Source organism: Sporosarcina ureae DSM 2281, assembly GCF_000425545.1.
In the GTDB taxonomy this organism is placed as follows: domain Bacteria; phylum Bacillota; class Bacilli; order Bacillales_A; family Planococcaceae; genus Sporosarcina; species Sporosarcina ureae.
The window spans coordinates 186,815-201,219 of sequence record NZ_AUDQ01000003.1 but is presented as its reverse complement, the minus strand read 5'-3'; the positions used below and the strand labels follow the sequence as shown (position 1 = coordinate 201,219).

The following is a 14,405-nucleotide window of genomic DNA, read 5'->3' as shown; positions in this document are numbered from 1 at the left end:
CCTTTTTTTCGCGATAGAACGGAGGAATATATAATGGATGCCGCCCAAAAGTTTTTAACTTTGCTGCAACAGACGGGACTGACAGATGATCAGTTCATGAACTATTTTCAAAACGGAGAGTTGAACCGTGTAACCGTTCAGAAGAAAACAAGAGTGTGGAAATTTAATATCACACTTGATGAAGTGTTACCCATCGAGGTATTCCAGATTATGCAACAACGTGTTCATGAATCATTTGCTGCTATAGCGAATGTACATCTTGAAATGGAAGTAAGAAAAAATGAAGTGAATGAACAATTAATTACGGATTATTGGCCGCTAATTATAGATGAGCTAGCAGATATATCTCCACCTATGCGCCAATGTCTAGTGGAACAAAAGCCCAAAGTACATGGCGAGAAATTATTACTTAATTGTTCAACTGATTTGGAGTGTCAAACTTTAAAAAATAAATATGTGGAAACATTATCGACACTATATCAGCAATTCGGTTTTCCGAAGTATATGTTCGAGGTTTCGATTGTTGAAAATCACAATGCAGCAGAAGAACGCCAGCAGTTTCTTTCTCAAAAACAGCAAGAAGAAGATCTGTTATCCAAGCAAGCGTATCATCAGCTGCAACAACGTGAAACGATGAAAAGTGAACAAGGTGATTCTGATAGAGTATTGGCCCTTGGTACACCGATCAAAGCTAGCGAGCCAATTATTCCAATCCATGAAATACAAGATGAAGAAAGACGTTTGGTTATTGAAGGCTTTGTATTTGATGCAGAGGTACGGGAGTTGCGGAGTGGCCGTTCACTATTGACACTGAAAGTAACAGACTACACGGACTCCATATTAGTCAAAATGTTTTCACGTGATAATGAAGATGCGGAGATCATGAAATCTTTCAAAAAGGGTATGTGGGTACGAGCTCGTGGCGGTATACAGAACGATACATTCGTTAGGGACTTAATCATGATGGCGCAAGATATTGCCGTTATTCCTACTATTGAACGTAAAGACAAGGCGCCTGATGGACGGAAACGTGTGGAATTACATGCACACACTTCCATGAGTCAAATGGATGCGGTAGTTTCCGCTTCATCATTAGTTGCCCAAGCAGCTAAATGGGGACATCCTGCGATTGCAATCACAGATCATGCGAACGTTCAGTCTTTCCCTGACGCTTATAACGCTGGTAAAAAACATGGTATTAAAGTGTTGTTTGGTTTAGAAATCAATCTGGTAGATGATGGTGTTCCGATTGTCTATGAAGAGCAACACCGTTTGCTTGAAACGGATACGTATGTTGTATTTGACGTTGAGACCACAGGCTTGTCAGCTGTATACGACACGATCATCGAGCTTGCAGCTGTTCGAGTGAAAGATGGAGAAATCGTTGACCGGTTTGAACGCTTTGCCAACCCGCATCATCCGTTGTCTTCCGTTACGACGAATCTGACAGGCATTACAGATGACATGGTAGAAAACGCACCAGAAGTTGAAGACGTCATGGCAGAGTTTATAGAATTTATCGGGGATGCAGTGTTGATTGCACATAATGCTTCGTTTGATATGGGCTTCTTTTATGCTTCATGTAAACGTGCGAAAATAGAAACAGTTGCTTATCCAGTCATCGATACATTGGAGCTTTCTCGTTTCCTTTATCCTGAATTGCGAAACCACCGTTTGAACACGCTGGCTAAAAAATTCGATATTGAATTAACGCAACATCACCGTGCCATTTACGATACAGAAGCTACTGCGCATCTATTTTTGCGCTTGCTATCAGAAGCACAGGAAAAAGGCATCAAGTGGCTTGATGATCTCAATAAGAATATCGGTGAAGGAGACGCCTATAAGCGTTCACGACCTTCACATTGTACTTTGCTTGCAACAGACGATGAAGGGCTGAAAAATCTATTCAAGCTCGTGTCAATTTCGCATATGGACTTTTTCTATCGAGTGCCCCGTATACCACGTTCGTTACTCGTGAAATATCGAAAAGGAATAATAGTCGGTTCGGGTTGTGATAAAGGGGAAGTATTCGAAGGATTAATGCAAAAACCGATGGAAGAAGTAGAAGAAATTGCGAGTTTTTATGATTATTTGGAACTCCATCCTAAGCCGGTGTACTCGCATTTACTCGAACTCGATTTAATTCGAGATGAGTGGAACCTTGAGGATATTATGCGCAAGATGATTAAGCTTGGGAAGAAAACCGGTTTACCAGTTTGTGCGACAGGGAATGTCCACTATCTTGATGAAACCGACGCTACCTATAGAAAAGTACTTGTTCGTTCACAAGGTGGGGCAAATCCATTGAATCGGCACTCGTTACCTGAAGTTCATTTCCGTACGACAGATGAAATGTTGAAAGAATTTGAGTTTTTAGGTGAAGACGTAGCGCAAGAAATTGTAGTAGACAATCCTCTGAAAATTGTAGATCGTATAGGTGATGTGAAACCTATTAAAGATGACTTGTATACACCAACAATTGAAGGTGCGGAAGACGAAGTACGAGATCTAACGTATTCCATGGCACAACGAATATACGGTGAAACCTTGCCAGAGATCGTTGAAGCCCGAATAATAAAAGAATTAACGTCTATCATCGATAATGGCTTCTCAGTTATTTATCTGATTTCGCATAAACTAGTAAAGAAATCATTGGATGATGGCTACTTGGTTGGTTCGCGGGGGTCTGTCGGCTCTTCATTCGTTGCCACAATGATGGAAATCACAGAAGTGAATCCATTGCCACCACATTATGTTTGTCCGTCATGTAAGACATATGAGTTTTTTGATGATGGTTCAGTTGGTTCAGGTTATGACTTGCCAGATAAGGAATGCCCGAATTGCCAGACGATGTTTAAAAAAGATGGACAGGATATCCCGTTCGAAACTTTCCTTGGATTTGCCGGCGATAAGGTTCCAGATATAGATTTGAACTTTAGTGGTGAGTATCAAGCGCATGCTCATAACTATACAAAAGAACTGTTCGGAGAAGACTATGTGTTTCGGGCAGGAACAATAGGAACAGTAGCTGAAAAAACTGCATATGGATATGTTCGAGGGTATATGAATGATAACGATATCCAAATGCGTGGCGCAGAGATTGACCGGCTTGTACAAGGTTGCTCAGGCGTGAAGCGGAATACAGGGCAGCACCCTGGCGGTATCATTGTTGTGCCGGATACAATGGACATCTTTGACTTTACGCCAATTCAATTCCCGGCGAATGATCTTGAATCTAGTTGGAAAACCACACATTTTGATTTCCATTCCATCGATAATAATTTATTGAAACTAGATATTCTAGGTCATGATGATCCGACAATGATTAAAATGTTGGAAGACTTATCAGGCATCGATGCGATGACTATTCCTCCTGACGATAAAGGTGTTATGGAGTTGTTTAGTGGTACGTCTTCTCTAGGTGTCACAGAAGAACAAATTGACTGCAAAACAGGAACTCTTGGTGTGCCTGAATTCGGAACGCGATTTGTACGACAGATGTTAGAAGAAACGAAACCGTCTACGTTCTCCGAATTGATCCAGATATCCGGACTGTCACACGGCACCGATGTTTGGCTAGGTAATGCACAGGAATTAATCCAAAATAAAACGTGTCAACTGTCAGAAGTGATCGGCTGTCGTGACGATATTATGGTTTATTTGATCTATCAGGGACTTGAACCTTCTCTTGCATTTAAAATTATGGAATCTGTGCGGAAAGGTAAAGGGTTGACGCCTGAGTTTGAAGAAGCGATGAAAGAGAATAAAGTACCGGGCTGGTATATCGGATCGTGTAAGAAGATCAAATACATGTTCCCTAAAGCTCATGCCGCGGCATACGTATTGATGGCTCTACGAATCGCGTACTTCAAAGTACATCATCCAATCATGTATTATGCGACGTACTTCACCGTACGAGCAACCGACTTTGACTTGATGACGATGTGTAAAGGTTCTGCAAGTATTCGGGCGAAAGTTAAAGAGATCAATGCTAAGGGATTGGAAGCTTCTCCAAAAGAAAAGAACTTAGTGGTTGTTTTAGAGATTGCACTTGAAATGGTTGAGCGAGGATTTACATTTGCGAAACCTGATCTCTATAAATCGGATGCGACACAGTTTCTTATTGAAGACAATAAACTGATCCCGCCGTTTAACTCGATTCCTTCACTAGGGACTAACGTAGCGAAGACGATTGTTGAAGCGAGAAAAGACGGTGAGTTTTTATCGAAAGAGGACTTCCAGAAGAGAGGCCGGGTTTCTAAAACGGTTGTTGAATATCTGGATAACCTCGGTTGCATGGAAGGAATGCCTGAAGCGAACCAACTATCCCTATTCTAATGGGCTCGTGACGGTTGCTTAAGTTGCATTGTAAAAGGCCTTGTGATACGATTAAAACAACTTTTGCTATACGTCTTGCGGAAAAGAGTGGGGCTTCCCGCTCTTTTCTGTTGTTATTTTGAATTTCGGGAGGGATACCATTTGAGTAAAATTATAGAGGAAGTCGAACAGTTAGCTAGACCGATCGTAGAAGAATTGGGTCTTGAACTGGTTGATGTTGAGTTCTTGAAAGAGGGTCGCGATTGGTTTCTACGCGTCTACATCGATACGCCTGAAGGTAACATTGACATCGATCAATGTGCGGCTGTCAGTAATAAACTAAGCGAGGAACTAGACATTGTGGACCCGATTCCGCAAAATTACTTCCTTGAAGTGTCTTCTCCCGGAGCGGAAAGACCTTTGAAAAAAGATGAAGATTTTGAAAAAGCCGTAGGCCAATATGTGTTCATCAAAACGTATGAACCAATTGATGGAATGAAAGAATTCGAGGGGTATTTACTCGGATACGGACCAGACCATGCAAAAGTGGAAATACGGGTCAAGACGAGAAAAGTACTAGTGGAAATTGACAAAACAAAAATTGCGCTCGCAAGACTGGCAATAGACTTTTAAAGTAAGCATAAAACACTGCCTAGCCTTGCATTAGCGAGCGAAGAATCAAGAGCAATAACAATTGGAATGTAGGAGTGATGAACATGAGTAGTGAGCTACTCGAGGCACTGACAGCTCTTGAACAGCAAAAAGGTATTTCAAGAGACATAATAGTCGATGCAATTGAAGCAGCGCTTGTAACAGCGTACAAACGAAACTTTAACCAAGCACAAAATGTGCGTGTAGACTTGAACTTAAACAAAGGTACTATGGCTGTCTATTCACGTAAGGACGTAGTAGAAGAAGTAGAAGATGAGCGTTTGCAAATTTCTTTAGAAGATGCACAACTCATTAATCCAGTATATGAACTTACGGATATCGTGGAAGAAGAAGTCACACCGCGTGACTTTGGACGAATTGCCGCCCAGACTGCTAAGCAAGTTGTAACACAGCGTGTACGTGAAGCTGAACGCGGTTTAATCTATGAAGAATATATTGATCGTGAAGAAGACATCGTCAACGGAATCGTAGAGCGTATGGATCCGAAAAACTTATTCGTTGGATTAGGAAAAGTAGAAGCGGTGTTACCGTCAAGTGAACAAATTCAAACAGAGTCATATGCACCACATGATCGTATCAAAGTATACATTACGAAAGTCGAAAGAACAGCGCGTGGACCGCAAGTGTTTGTATCCAGAACGCATCCTGGCCTATTACGACGCTTATTTGAACTTGAGGTACCAGAAATTTATGACGGTACAGTAGAGATTAAATCGATCGCACGTGAAGCAGGAGACCGCTCAAAAATCTCTGTTTATACAGCAAACGAAGAAGTAGATCCAGTAGGTTCTTGTGTAGGTTCAAGAGGAGCACGAGTACAAACTATATCAAATGAATTGAATGGCGAAAAAGTAGATATCGTAGAGTGGTCTGAAGATCCAGTAATCTTCGTTGCGAATGCTTTGAGTCCTTCAAAAGTAATTGATGTACAAGTAAATGAAGAAGAGCGCTCCACTACTGTCGTTGTGCCGGATTATCAACTTTCATTGGCAATCGGTAAAAGAGGCCAAAATGCAAGGTTGGCGGCTAAGTTAACGGGCTGGAAAATTGATATTAAGAGTGAAACGGATGCAAGAGAATTAGGGATCTATCCCCGCGAAGAATTTCTTGCTGTTCCAGTAGAAGAGTCAGATGCAGATGCAGATGCAGTTGAGTTCTTGGAATCTTATGAGTATGAAGAAGAAACACCAGCTGAACCAGCTGAGGATTTTGATTTATACGCAGATGAAGACAAAGAAGATTGATTTGGAAAGGATTGCATGCTGATGTCGAACAATCGGAAGATCCCTTTGCGTAAATGTGCAGCGACTGGTGACATGATACCTAAAAAAGAAATGATTCGAATTGTCCGTACGAAAGAAGGCGAAGTATCCGTAGATTTGACAGGAAAGAAGTCAGGCCGCGGTACATATGTTTCTAAAACGGAAGATGCCGTAGAAAAAGCACGTAAGCAACACTCGATTGAGCATCAATTGGGTGTCAAAGTACCGGAGCAAGTCTACGAAGATCTTTTGCATGCAATTCGTCGAGAGGCAATTAAATGACAAAAGATCCGACAAATATTTATCAACTGCTTGGTATGGCAGCTCGCGCACGTAAAATTGCAACGGGTGAAGATTTAGTCGTACAGGCGGTTCGGTCTGGCGATGCGCATCTGGTCATCTTATCAGGTGATGCATCCAAGAACACAATAAAAAAATTAACAAATAAATGTAATACGTATAACGTTGAGAAGCATGTATTTGGAAGCCGTGAAGAACTTGGGCATGCAATTGGAAAAGAAGCTCGAGTCGTCTTAGCACTAACAGATAAAGGGTTTGCAAAAAAGTTATCCGAGCTTCTCAATGAATTTAATCGGGGGTGGGCTAATGACGAAAATGAAAGTACATGAATATGCCAGATCAATAGGCAAAACGAGTAGAGATATTGCTGCTGAATTAATTAAAAGTGATATTGTAATAAAGAGCCATATGGAAGAACTGGATCCAGTATCTATTGCAAAATTAGACGAAAAGTTTGGAGATTTAAAAAAGCCTGAGGCGAAAGCAACTACTGTTAAGCCAGCAAGCAAACCGGCAAACCAGAGAACAGATCGTCCAAGTAATACAAATAAACCAACTGCTGCACAAGGTACTAACCGTCCAGCTTCAAATCGTCCTTCAGGACAATCTACTTCAGCTCCGAAAACAGGTAGCAATCAGTCACCGCGTCAAGGGCAAGGAGCAGGTTCACCTCGTCCAGCTGGCGGAGGCGGACGTCCAGGCGGCGGTCGTGGTGGAAGACCACCAGCACGCGGTATTAACCAAGGGCGTCGAAGATACCGTCCGGCAGTACCGGTACAAAAAGTTGAAATACCATTACCGGATAAAATTACTTTTTATGAGTCACTATCGGTGGGAGAGTTAGCTAAAAAATTAGGTAAAGAACCTTCTGAGATCATCAAAAAGTTGTTTATGCTTGGTGTAATGGCAACCATTAACCAGGAATTAGATAAAGATGCAATTGAGTTAATTTGTGCGGAGTACGATGTTGAAGTTGAGGAAGAGGTCCGTATTGACGTAACAGACTTGGAGATCTACTTCGAAGATCCGGAAGAGGAAGAAGAAGTGCCAGGTGAATTAACAGAAAGACCGCCAGTCGTAACCATTATGGGGCACGTTGACCATGGTAAAACGACGTTGCTTGACTCAATTCGCAACACTAAAGTAACACAAGGTGAAGCGGGCGGAATCACGCAGCATATTGGTGCGTATCAAATTACTGCTAGTGGCAAGAAAATTACATTCCTAGATACACCAGGTCACGAAGCTTTTACAACAATGAGAGCACGTGGTGCCAAAGTCACAGACTTGACAATTCTAGTTGTAGCAGCAGATGACGGTGTTATGCCACAGACAATTGAAGCGATCAACCATGCGAAAGCAGCAGAAGTTCCGATTATTGTAGCGGTTAACAAAATGGATAAGCCTGCGGCGAATCCTGATCGTGTTATGCAAGAATTAACTGAACATGGCCTAGTTGCAGAAGATTGGGGCGGCGATACGATTTTTGTGCCAATTTCCGCACTAAAAGGTGAAGGAATTGATCAGTTACTTGAAATGGTTCTATTAATTGCTGAAGTAGGCGAATTTACAGCTGATCCTTCCATTAGAGCTAGAGGTACAGTAATTGAAGCGCAGCTCGACAAAGGGAAAGGTTCTGTAGCCACATTGCTTGTACAAAATGGTACATTGCATGTAGGAGATCCCATCGTTGTCGGAAATACGTACGGTCGTGTCCGGGCAATGGTCAGTGACCTTGGTCGTCGCGTAAAAGAAGCAGGTCCTTCAACCCCTGTAGAAATTACAGGGTTGAGCGATGTTCCATTTGCAGGAGATCGTTTCGTTGTCTTTAAAGATGAAAAAACTGCTCGTCAAATCGGTGAAACACGTGCTGGAGAAGCACTTCAAGAACAGCGTGTGGAGAAAACACGTGTAACACTTGATAACTTGTTTGATCAAATGAAACAGGGCGAAATGAAAGAATTGAACTTAATTGTTAAAGCAGATGTACAAGGTGCGGTTGAGGCAATGGCTTCTTCTCTTATGAAAATTGAAGTAGAAGGCGTTAATGTCAAAATTATTCACACAGGTGCGGGTGCGATCAATGAGTCCGATATTTCTTTAGCAGCTGCATCTAACGCAATTGTCATTGGATTTAACGTACGTCCAGATACGAATGCAAAACGTGCTGCAGAAGCAGAAGGCGTAGACATTCGTCTGCACCGTGTCATATATAAAGTAATTGAAGAAATCGAATCAGCTATGACAGGCCTACTTGATCCTGAGTATGAGGAGAAGGTAATAGGTCAGGCGGAAGTTCGTGAAACCTTTAAAGTATCGAAGATCGGAACGATAGCAGGAAGCTATGTAATCGACGGTAAGATTACACGAGACGCAGGCGTTCGTGTTTTACGCGATAATATTGTAGTCTTTGAAGGGGAACTGGATACACTGAAACGTTTCAAAGATGATGCAAAAGAAGTTGCAAAAGGTTATGAGTGTGGTATCACAATTAAAAAATTCAATGATGTCAAAGAAGGAGATATCATTGAAGCATACGTTATGGAAGAAATTAAAAGAGTATGATTGTTTACGCTGAATGTTCTTTCCACATCCCAGCAGCGGCTTCTTTAAAGGATAAACGGGCTGTCTTGAATAGGATGAGGGATCGGGTGAAAAACTCCTACAATGTATCGGTTGCAGAAATTGATCATCAGGATTTATGGCAACGTACGACATTCGCTTTAGTCGCTGTGGCATCCTCTAAAGATGCCGCAGAACGAGAAGTGAGACGTGCGATTCGTCTGTTTGAATCCAATCCTGATTGGGAAATGACTACGTGTACAGTAGACTACTTATGAGCAAAGAACGAGGTGAATTGCCATGTCAGTGCGTGCTAATCGTATAGCTGAGCAAATGAAGAAAGAATTGGGCGACATTATCGGCCAAAAACTAAAAGATCCACGTATCGGATTTGTGACGGTGACTGGTGTAGATGTAACTGGAGATTTACAACAAGCGAAAATTTTTATCTCTGTTCTAGGTACAGATAAAGAAAAGGAAGATTCGTTACTTGGGCTCTCCAAAGCAAAAGGCTTCATTCGATCGGAAATTGGTCAAAGAATCCGTTTACGCAAAACACCCGAAATCGAATTCGAAATTGATGAATCAGTCGCTTACGGTAACCGGATTGAAAGCTTGATCCGCAAAGTAAATGACGAAAACGAACAATAAACACGAGGAGGAAGTTCATAGTCGCGTAGGCGGCATGACTTCCTCCCTTCTTACATAGAGCAAGTTTTTCTGAATGAATTTAGGAAGAAGGGGTAAGATGAACGGTATTCTGCCTTTGTGGAAAGAGAAAGGTATGACGTCGCATGACTGTGTCTTTAAGCTTCGAAAGATATTACGGACAAAAAAAGTGGGGCATACAGGTACATTGGATCCTGAAGTAGAAGGTGTCTTGCCTATCTGTATAGGCAGAGCTACGAAAGTCGCTTCTTATATTACGGATGCGGGTAAAGAATATGTTGCTACGGTATCTATAGGCCGCTCAACGGAAACTGAAGACGCGCAAGGTGAGACCGTAACGAGTGATTTGACGCATAAGGAATTCACAAGAAACCAAATTATAGACGCTTTGGAGCAGTTAACAGGAGAAATCACACAAATTCCACCTATGTATTCAGCAGTAAAAGTTAATGGCAGACGTTTGTATGAATATGCACGTAAAGGCATCGAAGTAGAACGGCCAGTTCGTAAAGTGCAGATCGATAAAATAGAATTATTAAATGGAGATCAAATTTTTAGTGGTGAAGAAGTAACATTTTCCATTAGAGTGCAATGTGGTAAAGGAACTTATATCCGGACGTTAGCTGTGCAAATTGGTGAAATTCTTGGATATCCAGCACATATGGATTCATTAGTCCGTACTGTTTCAGGAAGTTTTGATGAATCGCATTGTAAAACGCTAGCAGAAGTGGCACAAGTGATGGAACAAGATCAAGTACAAACAATATTGCGTCCTATCGAAGACGTATTGACGGATTTTCCACGCCTTGAAATCGAAGAGGCATCATTGGAATCCATACGAAATGGTCAAGTGCTTCCTGCGGTACCATTGCTAACTGACCACGCTTCCATCATGATGATGTTCGAAGGTCGTGTGCTGGCAATTTATCAAAACCATCCAACAAAGCCGGGTTTAATGAAACCAGAAAAAATGTTGCTAGCTAGTGAGTAAGGAGAGATAGAAATGAAAATCTATAGATTACGTTATCCTGATTCGGTAAATATTCGACAACTTGATGCTTCTTCGTTAGCTATTGGATTTTTTGACGGTGTACATAAAGGACATCAAGAAGTCATTCGCAGTGCACAAAAAGTTGCAGATGATTTATCAATCGAGACAGCTGTTATGACATTCGATCCCCATCCGTCACAGCTATTTTCAGGGAAAAGTGTTGGTTATATTACACCGATTGATGAAAAAATCAGAGTACTCGAATCTCTTGGTGTGGATACGCTTTTCATTGTCAGCTTTGATTGGGAACTGGCTAGTCTTTCACCGCAAAGATTTATCGACATCTTCATCAAAAAGCTTGGCGTCAAGCATGTTATTGCAGGCTTTGATTTTACATTTGGTTCAAAAGGTTCGGGAACGATGAAAGATATGCAAGAGCTATCGGAAGGTAAGTATGGAACAACGATCGTTTCTAAAGTCACCTTTGATCAAGACAATAAAGTATCTTCGACGGCAATTCGCCAACTGTTATCTAAGGGTGACGTTGAAGCAGCAGCAGAACTTCTCGGTCGTCCATTCCGTACAACGGGCGAAGTGATACATGGAGAAAAACGGGGCCGCCAGTTAGGTTTCCCTACAGCTAACATCCAAACTGCTGAAGAACATATAGTACCTGCTAATGGTGTCTATGCTGTGCGTTGCCTGATTGAAGATACATGGTACCGAGGTGTTTGCAATATGGGCGTAAAGCCAACATTCCATGATCCAGAACACCGGATTCCTACAGCTGAAGTTCATCTGCTCGACGTCAATATAGATCTCTATGGAAAGAAAATGGCAATTGAATGGTTGCATCGTATACGTTCTGAACAAAAATTTGAATCGTTGGATGATTTAAAAACACAAATTGGAAAAGACAAGCAGACAGCAAAGGATTTATTAAGTGACTAGTTGGTTGTTGCAACTGACATAATGCCGTGATATGATACAATAGTGTTCAATACACGAACCTCTTCTTGGCAACACGAGTCACCAACGTTTGCTCGGGAGACGGGGATACTTTTATTTAGGAGGTGAAAAGGATGGCTATTACACAAGAGCGCAAAGCTGAATTGATTAACGAATTCAAGACTCATGAAAATGATACTGGATCGGCTGATGTTCAGATTGCTATCCTTACTGAAGAGATCAATAACTTGAACGGCCACTTACGTACTCACAAGAAAGATCACCACTCACGTCGTGGTTTGTACAAAATGGTTGGTACACGTCGTCGTCTATTGAGATATCTACGTGAAACTAACGTTCAACGTTACCGTGATCTTATTGCATCACTTGGCTTACGCCGTTAATAAGACTGAGAAGCGGGCTTTGCCCGCTTTTTTCTATGGAATTAAGATAAAATATTTCGCATACATGTATCACGTTTGATACACTATTACTAATTACATACTAGATGTATACAGGTTTACAATAGAGAGGAGTTCTACAATGTCAGAACAGAAAAAAGTTTATACACTCGATTGGGCTGGACGTACGCTTACAATCGAAGCCGGCCAACTTGCAAAGCAAGCTAACGGTGCGGTGCTCGTTCGGTATGGCGAAACAACAGTACTTTCCACGGTTACAGCTTCCAAGAAACCAAAACCTCTAGATTTCTTTCCACTTACAGTAAATTATGAAGAACGCATGTACTCGGTTGGTAAGATCCCAGGAGGATTTATCAAGCGGGAAGGACGTCCTTCAGAAAATGCAGTATTGACTAGTCGCTTGATTGACCGTCCAATCAGACCTTTATTCCCTGATGGCTTCCGTAACGATGTGCAAGTCATTTCACTTGTTATGTCTGTTGATCAGGATTGTTCATCTGAGATTTCAGCAATGATCGGCTCTTCTTTGGCTTTATCTATCTCGGATATTCCGTTTGATGGCCCAATCGCAGGCGTTCAAGTAGGTCGTATAGATGGAGAATTCATCGTCAATCCTACGCCGAGTCAGCTTGAAACATCGGAAATTGATTTAGTTGTTGCTGGAACAAAACATGCAATCAACATGGTAGAGGCAGGAGCTAAAGAGGTTTCTGAAGAAATTATGTTAGAAGCGATTATGTTCGGTCACGATCAAATCAAGAAATTAGTCGAATTCCAAGAAAAAATTACAGCTGAAATTGGCAAACCAAAGTTCGAAATTGAATTATTTGAACTGGATGCTGACATTCGTAAAGAAGTAGAAGATCGTTGTGAAAATGAACTAATAGCGGCAATTCAAACTGAAGAAAAGCATGCGCGTGAAGAAGCTATCAACGAAGTGAAAGCGGCTGTTCTTGAGCACTACACAGAAGCTGAAGCTGATGAAGCTACATTTAAGCAAGTGAAAGCTGTTCTAGAGCAAATGGTAAAAGATGAGGTACGTCGACTGATTACAATCGACAAAGTTCGTCCTGATGGCCGTGGACTTGACGAAATCCGTCCATTATCATCTGAAACAGGTCTATTGCCACGCACTCACGGTTCTTCACTATTCACACGTGGACAAACACAAGTACTAAGTGTATGTACATTAGGTGCGCTTGGTGAAAATCAAATTATTGATGGTTTAGGTTCAGATGAATCGAAGCGCTTCATGCATCATTATAACTTCCCGAACTTCAGTGTCGGTGAAACAGGCCCGATTCGTGGTCCAGGCCGTCGTGAAATTGGTCACGGTGCATTAGGAGAGCGGGCATTGCTGCCTATGCTACCGGATGAAGTGGAATTCCCTTACACAATGCGTCTAGTTGCAGAAGTATTGGAGTCTAATGGTTCATCTTCACAAGCGTCAATCTGTGCCTCTACAATGGCTATGATGGATGCTGGTGTACCACTTAAGGCGCCAGTAGCAGGAATTGCTATGGGATTGATTAAAAAAGATGAAGATTATTCTATTCTGTCAGATATTCAAGGAATGGAAGACCACTTAGGCGATATGGACTTTAAAGTAGCTGGTACTAACAATGGTATTACTGCGCTTCAAATGGATATCAAAATCGACGGTTTATCTCGTCAGATTTTAGAAGAGTCTCTAGCACAAGCAAAAATCGGCCGTATCAAAATTCTTAATCATATGTTGACTACCATTTCTTCAACTCGTGAAGAATTATCTGCGTACGCTCCGAAAATTATAGTAATCCATATCAAACCGGACAAGATTCGTGACGTAATCGGACCTGGTGGAAAAGTAATTAATAAAATTATTGAGGAAACTCAAGTTAAAATTGATACAGAGCAAGATGGAACGATTTATATTTCATCACCAAACTCTGAAATGAACGAAAAAGCTAAGAACATGATCGAAAATATTGTACGCGAAGCAAAAGTAGGCGAGTACTACTTAGCAAAAGTTAAGCGTATTGAGAAATTCGGTGCATTCTTAGAAATCTTCCCAGGCAAAGATGGCTTGCTTCATATTTCTGAAATTCAGGAAGCACGTACTAAAGAAGTGGAAGACGTATTAAAATTAGAAGATGAGCTATTTGTAAAAGTAATTGAAATTGACAGACAAGGTCGAGTCAATCTTTCACGAAAAGTAGTTATTCTAGAAGAAAAAGAAAAAGAGCAAAAACAAGAACAAGCTAGCAAAGAGTAATTAAT

Annotated in this window: 12 protein-coding genes; all 12 read left to right on the top strand. The window is 41.4% G+C overall.

Annotated elements, in window-relative coordinates:
* The first annotated feature begins 33 nt into the window (after positions 1–33).
* The 12 genes from H605_RS0104810 (at position 34) to pnp (ending at position 14,400) form a co-directional block, all read left to right on the top strand.
* The gene (locus tag H605_RS0104810; protein ID WP_037561594.1) at positions 34–4,341 is read left to right on the top strand and encodes a PolC-type DNA polymerase III; all 4,308 of its coding nucleotides are present in this window, start codon (positions 34–36) and stop codon (positions 4,339–4,341) included.
* A 141-nt stretch (positions 4,342–4,482) separates the two neighbouring features.
* Positions 4,483–4,953, top strand: coding sequence for a ribosome maturation factor RimP (rimP, locus tag H605_RS0104805; RefSeq protein WP_029053171.1), 471 nt, complete (start codon positions 4,483–4,485; stop codon positions 4,951–4,953).
* A gap of 83 nt (positions 4,954–5,036) precedes the next feature.
* Positions 5,037–6,236, top strand: a complete 1,200-nt coding sequence (nusA, locus tag H605_RS0104800) for a transcription termination factor NusA (RefSeq protein ID WP_029053170.1) — start codon at positions 5,037–5,039, stop codon at positions 6,234–6,236.
* A 21-nt stretch (positions 6,237–6,257) separates the two neighbouring features.
* Positions 6,258–6,536 (top strand): RNase P modulator RnpM, encoded by a 279-nt coding sequence (gene rnpM / locus H605_RS0104795; RefSeq protein WP_029053169.1) that lies wholly within the window; start codon positions 6,258–6,260, stop codon positions 6,534–6,536.
* Positions 6,533–6,883, top strand: coding sequence for a YlxQ family RNA-binding protein (locus H605_RS0104790; protein WP_029053168.1), 351 nt, complete (start codon positions 6,533–6,535; stop codon positions 6,881–6,883). The genes rnpM and H605_RS0104790 overlap by 4 nt, the downstream gene beginning before the upstream one ends.
* Positions 6,861–9,119, top strand: a complete 2,259-nt coding sequence (infB, locus tag H605_RS0104785; RefSeq protein WP_029053167.1) for a translation initiation factor IF-2 — start codon at positions 6,861–6,863, stop codon at positions 9,117–9,119. Before H605_RS0104790 ends, infB begins: the two co-directional genes overlap by 23 nt.
* The gene (locus tag H605_RS0104780; protein WP_029053166.1) at positions 9,116–9,394 is read left to right on the top strand and encodes a DUF503 domain-containing protein; all 279 of its coding nucleotides are present in this window, start codon (positions 9,116–9,118) and stop codon (positions 9,392–9,394) included. The genes infB and H605_RS0104780 overlap by 4 nt, the downstream gene beginning before the upstream one ends.
* 22 nt (positions 9,395–9,416) lie before the next feature.
* The gene (gene rbfA, locus H605_RS0104775; protein ID WP_029053165.1) at positions 9,417–9,767 is read left to right on the top strand and encodes a 30S ribosome-binding factor RbfA; all 351 of its coding nucleotides are present in this window, start codon (positions 9,417–9,419) and stop codon (positions 9,765–9,767) included.
* Between the two features lie 97 nt (positions 9,768–9,864).
* Entirely contained in the window at positions 9,865–10,776 is a 912-nt protein-coding gene (gene truB / locus H605_RS0104770; protein ID WP_029053164.1) for a tRNA pseudouridine(55) synthase TruB, read from the top strand.
* A gap of 12 nt (positions 10,777–10,788) precedes the next feature.
* Positions 10,789–11,727, top strand: a complete 939-nt coding sequence (gene ribF / locus H605_RS0104765) for a riboflavin biosynthesis protein RibF (protein WP_029053163.1) — start codon at positions 10,789–10,791, stop codon at positions 11,725–11,727.
* A 131-nt stretch (positions 11,728–11,858) separates the two neighbouring features.
* Entirely contained in the window at positions 11,859–12,128 is a 270-nt protein-coding gene (gene rpsO / locus H605_RS0104760) for a 30S ribosomal protein S15 (RefSeq protein WP_029053162.1), read from the top strand.
* Positions 12,129–12,267: 139 nt separating this feature from the next.
* Positions 12,268–14,400, top strand: a complete 2,133-nt coding sequence (gene pnp / locus H605_RS0104755) for a polyribonucleotide nucleotidyltransferase (protein WP_029053161.1) — start codon at positions 12,268–12,270, stop codon at positions 14,398–14,400.
* Positions 14,401–14,405: the final 5 nt, after the last annotated feature.

Coding starts and splice junctions, on each gene's coding strand:
- H605_RS0104810 (WP_037561594.1), top strand. CDS start 34: ATGGATGCCGCCCAAAAGTTTTTAACTTTGCTGCAACAGACGGGACTG.
- nusA (WP_029053170.1), top strand. CDS start 5,037: ATGAGTAGTGAGCTACTCGAGGCACTGACAGCTCTTGAACAGCAAAAA.
- rnpM (WP_029053169.1), top strand. CDS start 6,258: ATGTCGAACAATCGGAAGATCCCTTTGCGTAAATGTGCAGCGACTGGT.
- H605_RS0104790 (WP_029053168.1), top strand. CDS start 6,533: ATGACAAAAGATCCGACAAATATTTATCAACTGCTTGGTATGGCAGCT.
- infB (WP_029053167.1), top strand. CDS start 6,861: ATGACGAAAATGAAAGTACATGAATATGCCAGATCAATAGGCAAAACG.
- H605_RS0104780 (WP_029053166.1), top strand. CDS start 9,116: ATGATTGTTTACGCTGAATGTTCTTTCCACATCCCAGCAGCGGCTTCT.
- rbfA (WP_029053165.1), top strand. CDS start 9,417: ATGTCAGTGCGTGCTAATCGTATAGCTGAGCAAATGAAGAAAGAATTG.
- truB (WP_029053164.1), top strand. CDS start 9,865: ATGAACGGTATTCTGCCTTTGTGGAAAGAGAAAGGTATGACGTCGCAT.
- ribF (WP_029053163.1), top strand. CDS start 10,789: ATGAAAATCTATAGATTACGTTATCCTGATTCGGTAAATATTCGACAA.
- rpsO (WP_029053162.1), top strand. CDS start 11,859: ATGGCTATTACACAAGAGCGCAAAGCTGAATTGATTAACGAATTCAAG.
- pnp (WP_029053161.1), top strand. CDS start 12,268: ATGTCAGAACAGAAAAAAGTTTATACACTCGATTGGGCTGGACGTACG.